The organism is Polynucleobacter sp. MWH-Aus1W21 (assembly GCF_018687275.1).
Classification (GTDB): domain Bacteria; phylum Pseudomonadota; class Gammaproteobacteria; order Burkholderiales; family Burkholderiaceae; genus Polynucleobacter.
In genome coordinates, this window is record NZ_CP061287.1 from 43,109 (window position 1) to 57,517 (window position 14,409).

A 14,409-nucleotide genomic window follows, 5' to 3' on the forward strand; every position below is an offset into this window, starting at 1 on the left:
ATCAAAGACCGTTGGTGGATTGGTTTGCTTACTCAGAAATTAATTCTTAATCGTTACGAAAGTAATAGCCAGCGCAGATGGCGACCCTGAAAAGATTTTCACAAGAGTCTTTGTGAACAAATGATCAGACGCTGGTGTGTAACCCCAACTGGAAACAGTTGGTTTTTATGGAGTTAAACCGTGCCTTTGAATGTACAAGACAAAAAAGCGATTGTTGCTGATGTCGGCGCTCAATTGGCTGGAGCCCAAACTGTCGTGCTCGCTGAATACCGTGGTATTCCAGTAGAGCAGTTGACAAAGCTACGTGCTAGCGCACGTGACCAAGGTGTATATCTTCGCGTTTTGAAGAACACATTGGCACGCCGTGCTGCACAAGGCACACAGTTTGAGCCTCTTGCTGATTCGATGGTTGGCCCCTTGATTTACGGCATTTCTGCTGATCCGATTGCTTCGGCAAAAGTATTGCAGAACTTTGCTAAGACTCAAGATCAGCTAGTCATTAAAGCTGGCTTATATAACGGCAAGTTGTTAGACGTTGCAGGCGTAAAAGCCCTCGCAACAATTCCAAGCCGCGACGAGTTGTTATCTCAGTTGTTAGGTGTGATGTTGGCACCGGTATCTGCGATGGCTCGCGTATTGGGCGCAGTAGCAGCACAAAAGGCAGAAGGAGCACCTGCTCCTGTTGCAGCACCTGTAGTTGAAGCAGCAGCACCAGCAGCAGTAGTTGCTGAAGCCGCAGCCCCAGAAGCAAGTGCTGAGCCTGCAGCCGCAGCCCCAGAAGCTGGAACAGAAGCAAACGAAACCCCTGCCGCTGAATAAGCGACAGATTAACTATTTAAGTATTAGGAGCTAAAAATGGCGATTACTAAAGAAGAAATCATTGAAGCAGTAGGTAGCATGTCCGTTATGGATTTGAACGACTTGGTTAAAGCGTTCGAAGAGAAGTTTGGTGTTTCAGCTGCAGCTATGGCTGTTGCTGGTCCTGCAGGCGGTGGCGCTGCAGCTGGTGGTGGCGAAGAGCAAACAGAATTCACTGTTAACTTGCTCGAAGCTGGCGCAAACAAGGTTTCAGTAATTAAGGCAGTTCGCGAAATTACTGGTCTTGGCTTGAAAGAAGCTAAGGACTTGGTTGACGGTGCACCGAAGCCAATCAAAGAAGGCGTTGACAAGAAAACTGCTGAAGAAGCTAAGAAGAAGCTTGAAGAAGCTGGCGCTAAAGCAGAACTCAAGTAATACACACAATGCTGGCGCCTCTCAAAAAGGGGCGTTAGCCATGTTGGGTTTGACCTCTAGAGGTCAAACCCGATTTCATTTCTGATTGAAATCGGGTTTGCCTTCTGATACGACTGCAGAATGCAAGTTTGGTCGGACACTAGATCTATCGGTTTAGTGTTGTCCGCCAGTGATTGGTAGTGGCCAATCGCCAAATCTTTGTACAGTCGCTGAATTCGGAGATGAAATGAACTATAGCTTCACCGAACGCAAGCGAGTCCGTAAAAGCTTTGCTAAGCGAGTAAACAACCACCAGGTTCCGTACCTGATCGCAACGCAGCTGGAATCCTACGCTAAATTTTTACAGGCTGATAAGCCGGCAATGTCTCGTCTTACTGAGGGACTTCAAGCTGCCTTTACATCAGCGTTCCCAATTGTGTCTAACAACGGCTACGCACGTATGGAATACGTGTCATACCAGTTATCACAGCCACCGTTTGACGTTAAAGAATGTCAACAACGTGGTTACACATACCACTCTGCCTTACGCGCAAAAGTTCGCTTGATTATTTATGATCGCGAAGCGCCTACTAAGGTTAAAGAGGTAAAAGAGAGCGAAGTCTACATGGGTGAAATTCCACTCATGACAGAAAACGGCTCTTTTGTGATCAATGGTACTGAGCGCGTGATCGTTTCTCAGTTGCACCGTTCCCCAGGCGTGTTCTTTGAGCACGATAAGGGCAAGACACACAGCTCAGGTAAGTTGCTGTTCTCAGCACGCATCATTCCTTACCGTGGTTCATGGCTCGATTTCGAGTTTGATCCAAAAGATATTCTCTATTTCCGCGTTGACCGTCGTCGTAAGATGCCTGTCACCATTTTGCTCAAAGCAATTGGTTTAAACAACGAACAGATTCTTGCGAACTTCTTTAACTTTGACCATTTCTCATTGACTGCTAATGGCGGCTCAATGGAATTTGTGCCAGAGCGTTTGCGTGGTCAGTTGGCTAGCTTTGATGTGCTCGACAAGAATGGCGTTGTAGTCATTCAAAAAGACAAGCGTATCAATGCAAAGCATATCCGTGAACTCGAAGCTGCTAAAACAAAAACAATCGCTGTACCAGATGACTATTTAATTGGTCGTGTAGTTGCACGCAATATTGTTGATCCAGACTCCGGTGAAATCTTGGCTTACGCTAATGATGAAATCACTGAAGAGTTGTTGGCAACATTGCGCGATGCAGGTATCAAGCAATTAGAAACCATCTACACCAATGATTTGGATTCTGGCGCATACATTTCACAGACATTGCGTACTGACGAAACTGCGGATCAAATGGCTGCTCGTATCGCCATCTACCGCATGATGCGTCCTGGTGAGCCTCCAACAGAAGATGCTGTTGAAGCCTTGTTCCAGCGCTTGTTCTATAGCGAAGATACCTACGATTTGTCACGCGTTGGCCGTATGAAGGTCAACAGCCGTTTGAACCGTCCAGAAATGGAAGGTCCAATGGTTCTGTCAAACGAAGATATTCTCGACACCATTAAGTCCCTCGTAGATTTGCGTAACGGCAAAGGCGAAGTAGACGATATCGATCACTTAGGTAATCGTCGTGTACGTTGCGTTGGCGAATTGGCAGAAAACCAATTCCGTGCTGGTTTGTCACGTGTTGAGCGTGCGGTTAAAGAACGTCTCGGCCAAGCCGAAACAGAAAACCTCATGCCGCATGATTTGATTAACAGCAAGCCAATCTCTTCTGCTATTCGTGAGTTCTTCGGTTCTTCACAGTTGTCCCAGTTTATGGACCAAACCAACCCACTTTCAGAGATCACGCACAAGCGTCGTATTTCTGCATTGGGACCTGGTGGTTTGACACGCGAGCGCGCAGGTTTCGAAGTGCGCGACGTGCATCCAACCCACTACGGACGTGTTTGCCCGATCGAAACTCCAGAAGGACCAAACATTGGTTTGATCAATTCGCTCGCATTGTTTGCGCGCCTGAATGAGCATGGTTTCCTTGAGACTCCATACCGTAAGGTTTCCAATAGCAAGGTAAGCGATGAAGTGGTTTACCTCTCTGCGATTGAAGAGGCGAAGTATGTGATTGCTCAGGCAAACGCAACAATTGACAAGAGCGGTAAGTTGGCCGACGAATTGGTTTCAGCTCGTCAAGCTGGCGAAACTATGATGGTTAGCCCAGAGCGTATCGATTTCATCGACGTTGCTCCTAGCCAGATCGTTTCTGCTGCTGCTTCACTCGTTCCATTCTTAGAGCACGATGATGCGAACCGTGCGTTGATGGGTGCGAACATGCAGCGTCAAGCAGTTCCTTGCTTGCGTCCAGATAAGCCATTGGTTGGTACCGGTTTAGAGCGCATTGTTGCGGTTGACTCTGGTACTGTTGTATTAGCTAACCGCGGCGGTATCGTGGATTACGTTGATGCGAATCGTGTTGTGATTCGTGTGAATGATGATGAAACTGCAGCTGGTGAAGTTGGTGTGGATATTTATAACCTCATCAAATACACCCGTTCAAACCAAAACACCAACATCAACCAACGCCCAATCGTGAAGGTTGGCGATCGTGTAGCCCGTGGCGACGTAGTTGCTGACGGAGCATCTACCGATTTAGGCGAGTTGGCTTTGGGTCAAAACATGACTGTGGCATTTATGCCGTGGAACGGTTACAACTTCGAAGATTCAATCTTGATCTCTGAGAAAGTTGTTGCTGACGACCGCTACACATCTATTCACATTGAAGAGTTGTCAGTGGTTGCGCGTGATACCAAGCTTGGTTCAGAAGAAATTACTCGCGATATCTCCAACTTGGCTGAGTCACAACTCTCCCGCTTGGATGAGAGCGGTATTGTCTACATCGGTGCTGAAGTTGAAGCTGGTGACGTATTGGTTGGTAAGGTAACTCCAAAGGGCGAGACAACTCTCACTCCTGAAGAGAAGCTCCTCCGTGCGATCTTCGGTGAAAAAGCATCTGACGTAAAAGATACTTCTTTGCGCGTTCCATCAGGAATGATCGGTACTGTTATCGATGTTCAAGTCTTCACCCGTGAAGGTATTGAGCGCGATGCCCGTGCACAGTCAATCATTCAAGAAGAATTACAACGCTATCGTTTGGACTTAAACGACCAGTTGCGTATTGTTGAGGGCGATGCCTTCATGCGTTTAGAAAAACTGTTGATTGGCAAGGCTGCCAATGGTGGCCCTCAGAAATTAGCTAAAGGCACTAAGATCGACAAGGAATACCTTGCTGGCTTAGATAAATACCATTGGTTTGATGTTCGTCCAGCAGATGATGAAGTTGCCTCACAAGTTGAAGCAATTAAATCTTCTATCGAAGCGAAGCGTAAACAGTTTGATGAAGCCTTCGAAGAGAAGCGCACCAAGCTTACCCAGGGCGATGATTTGCAACCCGGCGTAACGAAGATGGTTAAGGTGTACTTGGCTGTTAAGCGTCGCTTGCAGCCTGGTGACAAGATGGCCGGTCGTCACGGTAACAAGGGTGTGGTTTCTAAAATCGCTCCAGCAGAAGACATGCCATTTATGGCTGACGGACGCCCTGTTGACATCGTCTTGAATCCATTGGGTGTTCCTTCCCGTATGAACGTTGGCCAGATCTTGGAAACCCACTTAGGTTGGGCGGCTCAAGGTATTGGTAAGCGTATCGACGAGATGGTTCGTCAACAAGCTAAACAAGCTGAGTTACGTAAGTTCCTCAAGCAGCTTTACAACGAAACAGGCCGTATTGAAGACATCGATAACTTCACTGACGAGCAAATCACAGTATTGGCTGAGAATCTTCGCCAAGGCCTGCCATTTGCAACCCCAGTTTTTGACGGTGCCACAGAAGCTGAAATCGGACGCATGCTTGAGTTGGCTTATCCAGAAGAAGTAGCTACTTCTTTGAAGATGACTCCTTCACGTCAGCAAATGATTTTGTGCGACGGCCGTACTGGCGATCAGTTTGAGCGTCCAGTAACTGTTGGCGTAATGCACGTCTTGAAGCTCCACCATTTGGTTGATGACAAGATGCATGCTCGTTCAACCGGACCTTACTCTTTAGTAACGCAACAGCCATTGGGCGGTAAAGCTCAGTTCGGTGGTCAGCGCTTTGGTGAGATGGAAGTCTGGGCCCTCGAAGCATACGGTGCTTCATATGTCTTGCAGGAAATGCTGACAGTGAAGTCCGATGACGTCGCAGGCCGTACCAAGGTTTACGAAAACATCGTCAAGGGCGAGCACACGATTGATGCTGGCATGCCCGAATCCTTCAACGTGCTGGTAAAAGAAATCCGTTCGTTGGGTATTGACATTGACATGGAGCGCAACTGATATGAAAGCATTGCTCGATTTATTTAAGCAAACGCAGGGCGAAGAGCAGTTTGATGTCATCAAAATTGGTCTCGCATCTCCTGAGAAAATTCGCTCATGGTCTTTTGGTGAAGTACGCAAACCAGAAACCATCAACTACCGGACTTTTAAGCCCGAGCGTGATGGTTTGTTCTGCGCCAAGATTTTTGGACCAACCAAAGACTACGAGTGCTTATGCGGCAAGTACAAGCGCTTAAAGTTCCGTGGCGTTATCTGTGAGAAGTGTGGTGTTGAAGTTACTCTCGCTAAGGTACGTCGTGAGCGCATGGGCCACATTGAGTTGGCAGCCCCTGTAGCGCACATCTGGTTCTTGAAGTCCCTGCCATCCCGTTTGGGTATGGTTCTCGATATGACATTACGCGATATCGAGCGCGTTCTTTACTTTGAAGCATATGTAGTCGTTGATCCTGGCATGACTCCTGAAGGCGCAATGAAGCGCGGCCAGATCATGTCTGAAGACGAATACATTGCTAAGACCGAAGAATATGGTGACGGTGCGTTTACTGCCATCATGGGCGCGGAAGGTATTCGTGATCTCTTGCGTTCGATTGATATCGATCGTGAAGTTGAGACTATTCGTGCTGACTTAAAGGCTACTGGTAGCGATGCCAAGATCAAGAAATACGCTAAGCGCTTAAAAGTGCTCGAGGCGTTCCAGACTTCAGGTATTAAGCCTGACTGGATGATCATGGAAGTATTGCCAGTATTGCCACCTGAATTGCGCCCATTGGTGCCGTTGGATGGCGGTCGCTTTGCTACCTCTGATTTGAACGATCTCTATCGTCGCGTTATTAACCGTAACAACCGTCTCAAGCGTTTGTTAGAGTTGCGCGCACCAGAGATCATCGTTCGCAACGAAAAACGTATGTTGCAAGAAGCGGTTGATTCATTGCTCGACAACGGTCGTCGCGGTAAGGCTATGACTGGCGCTAACAAGCGTCCTCTCAAGTCCTTGGCTGAGATGATTAAAGGTAAGAGTGGTCGTTTCCGTCAAAACTTGTTGGGTAAACGTGTTGACTACTCTGGTCGTTCAGTCATCGTGGTTGGCCCTACATTGAAATTGCATCAGTGCGGCTTACCAAAATTGATGGCTTTGGAATTATTCAAGCCATTCATTTTCAACAAGCTTGAGACTTTAGGAATTGCAACCACTATTAAGGCTGCGAAGAAAGAAGTTGAAAGTCAGACTCCAATCGTTTGGGACATTCTCGAAGAAGTGATTCGTGAACATCCAATCATGTTGAACCGTGCTCCTACATTGCATCGTCTCGGTATTCAGGCTTTCGAGCCAATGCTGATTGAAGGTAAAGCAATCCAATTGCATCCATTAGTCTGCGCGGCATTTAACGCCGACTTTGACGGTGACCAAATGGCGGTTCACGTTCCTTTGTCGCTCGAAGCGCAAATGGAAGCACGTACATTGATGTTGGCTTCGAACAACGTATTGTTCCCAGCTAACGGCGAGCCATCAATCGTTCCTTCACAGGACGTGGTGTTGGGTCTGTACTACGCTACACGTGACAAGATCAACGGTAAGGGCGAAGGCATGGTTTTCGCCAACATTACTGAAGTAGTGCGCGCATACGAAGCAGGTCAAGTTGAATTGGCTTCTCGTGTTGCTGTGCGTATTACTGAGTATGAGATCGTGGACAAGAAGGCAGAAGGCGATGCGCGTTTTGCTGAGAAGACCAAGATCTATCAAACATCAGTTGGCCGTGCAATCTTGTCTGAGATTTTGCCTAAAGGCATGTCTTTTGAGGAAATCAACAAGCCTTTGAAGAAAAAAGAAATCTCACGTTTGATCAACACATCATTCCGTAAGTGCGGTTTGCGTGAAACAGTCATTTTTGCTGACCGTCTCTTGCAGTCTGGTTTCCGTTTAGCTACCAATGCTGGTATCTCTGTTGCGATTGACGATATGTTGATCCCAACATCTAAAGAGCGCATCATTACTGAAGCTTCTGCCAAGGTAAAGGAGTATGACAAGCAGTTCATGTCTGGCCTCGTAACCAATCAAGAGCGTTATAACAACGTGGTTGATATTTGGGGTGCCGCAGGCGACCAAGTTGGTAAGGCGATGATGGACGAGTTGTCACACGTTGACGTACTCGACCGCAACGGCAAGACTGTGCGTCAAGAATCCTTTAACTCCATCTACATGATGGCGGATTCTGGTGCACGTGGATCTGCGGCGCAGATTCGTCAGTTAGCTGGTATGCGTGGTTTGATGGCTAAGCCTGATGGCTCCATCATTGAGACCCCAATTACTGCGAACTTCCGTGAAGGCTTGAACGTGTTGCAGTACTTCATTTCAACCCACGGTGCTCGTAAAGGTCTGGCTGATACAGCATTGAAGACAGCGAACTCTGGTTACTTGACACGTCGTTTGTGCGACGTTACTCAAGATCTCGTGGTGATCGAAGAGGATTGCGGCGCGACTACTGGCGTAACAATGAAGGCGCTTGTTGAAGGCGGCGAGATTATCGAAGCATTGCGTGATCGTATTTTGGGTCGTGTATGTATCGGTGACATCGTTCACCCTGACACACAAGAAGTGATTGTTCCTAACGACACATTGCTCGATGAAGATCATGTTGATCAAATCGTTGCATTGGGCATCGACGAAGTTAAAGTTCGCACAGTATTGTCTTGCTTAACTCGCTTTGGCTTGTGCGCTAAGTGCTACGGACGTGATCTAGGTCGCGGTGGTTTGGTGAACGTTGGTGAGGCAGTTGGTGTTATCGCTGCTCAGTCAATCGGTGAGCCAGGTACACAGTTGACTATGCGTACCTTCCACATCGGTGGTGCAGCGTCACGTGCCTTAGTTGCAAGCAATATTGAAGCCAAATCAAATGGTGCATTGAAGTTCTCCGGCACGATGCGTGTTGTGAAGAACGCGAAGGGTGAGCAGGTCGTGATTTCACGTTCTGGCGAAGCCTTGATCGTTGATGAGAATGGTCGCGAGCGCGAGCGTCATAAAGTTCCTTACGGTGCAACTCTCTTGTTGAAAGAAGATGCAGCAGTGAAGGCTGGCGCAAGCTTGGCAACCTGGGATCCATTAACACGTCCGATTATTTCTGAGTACGCTGGTATCGCTCGCTTCGACAACGTCGAAGAAGGTGTAACTGTTGCTAAGCAAGTTGACGAAGTTACTGGCCTTTCCACTCTGGTGGTTATTGACGGTAAGCGTCGTTCAGCAGCAAGCAAAGGCGTTCGCCCAATGATCAACTTGGTTGATGAAAAGGGTAATGAAGTCATGATCGCCGGTACCGATCATCCAGTAAACATTGGCCTCCAAGTGGGCGCGTTGATTACTGTTAAAGATGGTCAGAAAGTTGAAGTCGGTGAAGTATTGGCACGTATTCCAATCGAATCACAGAAGACTCGCGACATTACCGGTGGTTTGCCACGCGTTGCAGAATTGTTCGAAGCACGTTCACCAAAAGATGCAGCAGTATTGGCGAAAGTTACTGGAACAGTTTCATTCGGTAAAGAAACCAAAGGTAAACAACGTTTGGTGATTACCGATATGGACGGTGAAGCCAATGAGTTCTTGATTCCTAAAGAGAAGCAGGTTCTCGTTCATGACGGTCAAGTTGTGAACAAGGGCGAGATGATTGTGGAAGGCCCTGCTGATCCACACGACATCTTGACTCTCAAAGGTATCGAAGAGTTGGCAATCTACATCGTTGACGAAGTTCAAGACGTTTACCGTCTCCAGGGCGTGAAGATCAATGACAAGCACATTGAAGTGATCGTGCGTCAGATGTTGCGTCGTGTTCAGGTAACTGATCCAGGCGACACATCATTCATTACTGGTGAGCAAGTTGAGCGTTCTAAGTTGTATGACGCTAACGATGCAGTGATCGCCCAAGGTAAGCACCCAGCTCAGTTCGATAACGTGTTGCTAGGCATTACTAAGGCATCCTTGTCGACCGACAGCTTCATTTCAGCGGCTTCTTTCCAAGAAACCACCCGTGTATTGACCGAAGCCGCAATTATGGGCAAGACCGATACACTCCGTGGCCTCAAGGAAAACGTCATTATTGGTCGTCTGATCCCTGCTGGTACCGGCTTGTCTTATCGCCGTGCACGCAAGGTCAGAGAGCAATTCGAGCGTGATCGCGCTCAAATGATTGCCGCCGAAGAGGAAGCAATGGCCAATATGCCTGTAGAAATTGAGGCTGAAGTCGTTGCTCCTACTGGAGAGGCTGATCCAAGCTAATTTGGTAATTCTGGCCAGAAATGGCCAGTTTTTTCCCCATTTGGTTGACGGAAAAGGCTGGCCAAGCTAGAATGCTGAGTTCTACTGATTCAGAAGAGGGTCTTTTTGACCTAGAAATTCTCTAAGTCATTGATTTTCTTGAAGAAAGCAACAAAGAAGTACTAACCGAGCTATTTTATGCCAACAATTAATCAATTAATACGCAAGCCAAGATCCAGGCTTATCGTTAAAAGCAAGAGCCCTGCACTGGAAAACAGTCCGCAGCGCCGTGGTGTTTGTACACGTGTGTACACCACTACTCCTAAAAAGCCTAACTCTGCGCTTCGTAAAGTAGCCAAAGTTCGCTTAACCAATGGTTTTGAAGTTATTTCATACATTGGTGGTGAAGGCCATAACCTCCAGGAACACTCAGTTGTGTTGATTCGTGGTGGTCGTGTAAAGGATTTGCCAGGTGTTCGTTACCACATCGTTCGTGGCTCACTTGACTTGCAAGGTGTTAAAGACCGTAAGCAATCACGTTCCAAGTACGGTGCTAAGCGCGCTAAGAAAGCTGCTTAATTTTTTGTAATTAAGCAGTTCTAGTTTTTTTGCAGTAAGTCATTGTTTGTCAGACTTAAAAGACAAGTAAGTGGCTGTTCCGTCTAAGAATTTTCTTGGATAGTAGGACAGCCGGAGCGGGTGATTCATGTGAACACCCCTAACTGAACTGAAGGAGTAGTTATGCCACGTCGTCGTGAAGTTCCCAAACGGGAAATTTTGCCGGATCCAAAATTCGGTAATGTAGAAGTAGCTAAATTCATGAACGTCCTTATGTTGGACGGCAAGAAATCGGTTGCAGAGCGTATCGTTTATGGTGCCTTTGATCACATCGAGAAAAAAGCAAATAAAGAACCACTCGAAATTTTTTCAACAGCCATGGGTAACGTTAAGCCAATGGTTGAGGTGAAGAGCCGTCGTGTTGGCGGTGCTAACTATCAAGTTCCTGTTGAAGTTCGTCCATCACGTCGTTCTGCTTTGGCAATGCGATGGTTGCGTGAAGCCGCTAAGAAGCGTGGCGAAAAATCTATGGCTCAACGTTTAGCCAACGAATTATTAGAAGCTGCTGAAGGTCGTGGCGGCGCAATGAAGAAGCGTGAAGAAGTTCACCGTATGGCAGAAGCTAACAAAGCTTTCTCACATTTCCGCTTCTAATCAAATAGTAAAGAAAAGGCACCAACAGTGGCACGTAAAACCCCTATCGACAAATACCGCAATATCGGTATTTCTGCACATATTGACGCAGGTAAGACAACAACTACAGAACGCGTTTTGTTCTACACCGGTGTTAACCACAAGATCGGTGAAGTTCATGACGGCGCTGCAACCATGGACTGGATGGAGCAAGAGCAAGAGCGTGGCATCACGATTACTTCTGCTGCTACTACAACATTCTGGAAGGGCATGGCTGGTAATTTCCCAGAGCACCGTATCAATATTATTGATACCCCAGGACACGTAGACTTCACTATTGAGGTTGAGCGTTCAATGCGTGTATTGGACGGCGCTTGCATGGTTTACTGTGCGGTAGGTGGTGTACAGCCACAATCTGAAACTGTTTGGCGTCAAGCTAACAAGTATCAAGTTCCACGTTTAGCATTCGTAAACAAGATGGACCGTACTGGTGCGAACTTCTTCAAGGTCTACGACCAAATGAGAACTCGCCTTAAAGCGAATCCAATCTTGATCCAAATTCCTATCGGCGCTGAAGAAAACTTCAAAGGCGTTGTGGATTTGGTAAAGATGAAGGCCATCTATTGGGATGAGGCTTCACAAGGTACTAAGTTTACTTACGAAGATATTCCTGCTGAATTGCAAGCTTCTGCTGAAGAGTGGCGCGAGAAGATGCTCGAAGCTGCTGCAGAGAGCTCAGAAGAATTGATGGAAAAGTATCTCGGCGGCGAAGGCTTGACCGAAGAAGAAATCAAAGCAGCATTGCGTCAACGTACTATTGCCAATGAAATTGTTCCAATGTTGTGCGGAACCGCTTTCAAAAACAAAGGCGTTCAGGCGATGTTGGATGCTGTAGTTGAATTGTTGCCTTCACCATTGGACGTTCCACCAGTTCCATGTGAATTGGAAGATGGAACACCTACAACACGTGAAGCGTCTGACAGCGCTAAGTTCTCAGCATTGGCATTTAAGATCATGACTGACCCATTCGTAGGCCAGCTCATCTTCTTCCGTGTTTACTCAGGCGTAATGAAATCTGGCGACACCATCTACAACCCAATTAAGGGTAAGAAAGAACGTGTTGGTCGTTTGTTGCAGATGCACGCAAACGAACGTGAAGAAATTAAAGAAGTATTCGCTGGCGATATCGCAGCTGCGGTTGGTCTGAAAGACGCAACTACAGGCGAAACATTGTGTGATCCAGATAGCATCGTTATTTTGGAGCGCATGGTATTCCCAGAGCCAGTGATCTCTCAGGCTGTTGAGCCAAAGACAAAAGCTGACCAAGAAAAAATGGGTCTTGCTTTGAATCGTTTGGCACAAGAAGATCCTTCTTTCCGTGTAAAAACTGATGAAGAATCAGGTCAAACAATTATTTCCGGTATGGGCGAGCTCCACTTGGAAATTTTGGTTGACCGTATGAAGCGTGAATTCGGTGTTGAAGCAACTGTTGGTAAGCCACAAGTTGCATACCGTGAAACGATTCGTAAGGTTTGCGAAGAGATCGAAGGTAAATTCGTTAAGCAGTCTGGTGGTCGTGGTCAATACGGTCATGTGGTCTTGAAGTTAGAGCCACAAGCCCCAGGCAAAGGTTTTGAATTCGTTGACGCTATTAAGGGCGGTGTTGTTCCACGTGAATACATTCCTGCAGTAGAAAAAGGCATCATCGAAACATTGAACTCCGGTATTTTGGCTGGCTATCCAGTTGTAGATATCAAAGCAACATTGTTCTTCGGTTCATACCATGACGTTGACTCCAATGAAAACGCATTTAAGATGGCGGGCTCTATGGCGTTCAAGGATGGAATGCGTAAAGCAGCTCCTGTGTTGCTTGAGCCGATGATGGCTGTTGAAGTAGAAACACCAGAAGATTTCATGGGTAACGTAATGGGTGATCTCTCATCCCGTCGCGGTATTTTGCAAGGTATGGATGACATTCCAGGCGGCGGTAAGATCGTTCGCGCTGAAGTGCCGTTGGCGGAGATGTTTGGTTACTCAACTGGCTTGCGCTCGTTGACCCAAGGTCGCGCTACCTACACCATGGAATTTAAGCATTATTCCGAAGCACCTAAGAACGTTGCTGAAGCAGTTATGGCTGCTAAAGCGAAGTAATTTATCCACACTAATTTTGAATATTGACTAGCTAAAGAAGGCAGACAAAAATGGCAAAAGAAAAATTCGAGCGGACAAAACCGCACGTAAACGTAGGCACCATCGGTCACGTTGACCACGGTAAAACCACATTGACAGCAGCAATCGCAACCGTGCTTTCTAAAGCATTCGGTGGCGAAGCTAAAGCATACGATCAGATCGATGCTGCTCCAGAAGAAAAAGCACGTGGTATTACGATTAATACTGCGCACGTTGAGTATGAGACTGCAAATCGTCACTACGCTCACGTTGATTGCCCAGGACATGCTGACTACGTTAAGAACATGATTACTGGTGCTGCTCAGATGGACGGCGCAATTTTGGTTTGCTCTGCTGCTGACGGCCCAATGCCACAAACTCGTGAGCACATCCTCTTGGCACGCCAAGTTGGCGTTCCTTACATCGTGGTGTTCTTGAACAAGTGCGACATGGTTGATGACGCTGAATTGTTAGAACTCGTTGAAATGGAAGTTCGTGAGCTTTTATCTAAGTACAACTTCCCTGGCGATGACACACCAATCATCCAAGGTTCTGCTAAGTTAGCTCTTGAAGGCGACGAAGGCAAATTGGGTAAAGAAGCCATCATGAAATTGGCTGAAGCACTTGACTCATACATCCCAACTCCAGAGCGTGCTGTTGACGGCGCGTTCTTGATGCCAGTAGAAGACGTGTTCTCTATCTCCGGTCGCGGTACTGTTGTTACAGGCCGTATCGAGCGCGGTATCGTTAAAGTTGGCGAAGAGATTGAAATTATCGGTATCAAACCAACACTCAAGACCACTTGTACTGGTGTTGAAATGTTCCGCAAATTGCTCGACCAAGGTCAAGCAGGCGATAACGTTGGTATCTTGTTACGCGGTACAAAACGTGAAGAAGTTGAGCGCGGCCAAGTATTGGCTAAGCCAGGTTCAATCACTCCACATACTCACTTTACAGCCGAGGTTTACATCTTGGGTAAAGACGAAGGTGGTCGTCATACTCCATTCTTTAACAACTATCGTCCACAGTTCTACTTCCGTACTACGGACGTAACTGGTTCAATCGAGTTGCCAAAAGACAAAGAAATGGTAATGCCTGGTGATAACGTCACGATTACCGTAAAACTCATCGCTCCTATCGCGATGGAAGAAGGTTTACGTTTTGCGATCCGTGAAGGTGGCCGTACTGTTGGCGCCGGCGTGGTTGCAAAGATTTTGGCTTAAGTTTTACTAGTAATAAATATTTA

Annotated in this window: 7 protein-coding genes and 1 pseudogene; all 8 read left to right on the top strand. The window is 47.0% G+C overall.

Annotated elements, in window-relative coordinates:
- Positions 1–180: 180 nt before the first annotated feature.
- A pseudogene (rplJ, locus tag ICW03_RS00260) lies at positions 181–693 on the top strand (50S ribosomal protein L10); the annotation flags it as partial.
- A 162-nt stretch (positions 694–855) separates the two neighbouring features.
- Complete coding sequence (gene rplL / locus ICW03_RS00265; protein WP_215348181.1) at positions 856–1,233, top strand: 50S ribosomal protein L7/L12; 378 nt, start codon at positions 856–858, stop codon at positions 1,231–1,233.
- A 226-nt stretch (positions 1,234–1,459) separates the two neighbouring features.
- Entirely contained in the window at positions 1,460–5,560 is a 4,101-nt protein-coding gene (rpoB, locus tag ICW03_RS00270) for a DNA-directed RNA polymerase subunit beta (RefSeq protein ID WP_215348182.1), read from the top strand.
- Position 5,561: 1 nt separating this feature from the next.
- A complete protein-coding gene (gene rpoC / locus ICW03_RS00275) occupies positions 5,562–9,824 on the top strand; it encodes a DNA-directed RNA polymerase subunit beta' (RefSeq protein WP_215348183.1) in 4,263 nt (1,420 codons plus the stop codon).
- 177 nt (positions 9,825–10,001) lie between these two features.
- Positions 10,002–10,382 carry a 30S ribosomal protein S12 gene (rpsL, locus tag ICW03_RS00280; RefSeq protein WP_011901896.1) on the top strand — a complete coding sequence of 127 codons (381 nt, stop codon included), beginning with the start codon at positions 10,002–10,004 and terminating at the stop codon, positions 10,380–10,382.
- A 162-nt stretch (positions 10,383–10,544) separates the two neighbouring features.
- Positions 10,545–11,015, top strand: coding sequence for a 30S ribosomal protein S7 (gene rpsG, locus ICW03_RS00285; RefSeq protein WP_068320103.1), 471 nt, complete (start codon positions 10,545–10,547; stop codon positions 11,013–11,015).
- A 27-nt stretch (positions 11,016–11,042) separates the two neighbouring features.
- A complete protein-coding gene (gene fusA / locus ICW03_RS00290; protein WP_215348184.1) occupies positions 11,043–13,145 on the top strand; it encodes an elongation factor G in 2,103 nt (700 codons plus the stop codon).
- Between the two features lie 50 nt (positions 13,146–13,195).
- Positions 13,196–14,386 (top strand): elongation factor Tu, encoded by a 1,191-nt coding sequence (gene tuf, locus ICW03_RS00295; RefSeq protein WP_215348176.1) that lies wholly within the window; start codon positions 13,196–13,198, stop codon positions 14,384–14,386.
- Positions 14,387–14,409 lie beyond the last annotated feature (23 nt).

Excerpts from the sequence above, each read along its gene's own strand:
- rpoC (WP_215348183.1), top strand. The coding sequence starts at position 5,562 with ATGAAAGCATTGCTCGATTTATTTAAGCAAACGCAGGGCGAAGAGCAG.
- rplL (WP_215348181.1), top strand. The coding sequence starts at position 856 with ATGGCGATTACTAAAGAAGAAATCATTGAAGCAGTAGGTAGCATGTCC.
- rpsG (WP_068320103.1), top strand. The coding sequence starts at position 10,545 with ATGCCACGTCGTCGTGAAGTTCCCAAACGGGAAATTTTGCCGGATCCA.
- tuf (WP_215348176.1), top strand. The coding sequence starts at position 13,196 with ATGGCAAAAGAAAAATTCGAGCGGACAAAACCGCACGTAAACGTAGGC.
- rpoB (WP_215348182.1), top strand. The coding sequence starts at position 1,460 with ATGAACTATAGCTTCACCGAACGCAAGCGAGTCCGTAAAAGCTTTGCT.
- rpsL (WP_011901896.1), top strand. The coding sequence starts at position 10,002 with ATGCCAACAATTAATCAATTAATACGCAAGCCAAGATCCAGGCTTATC.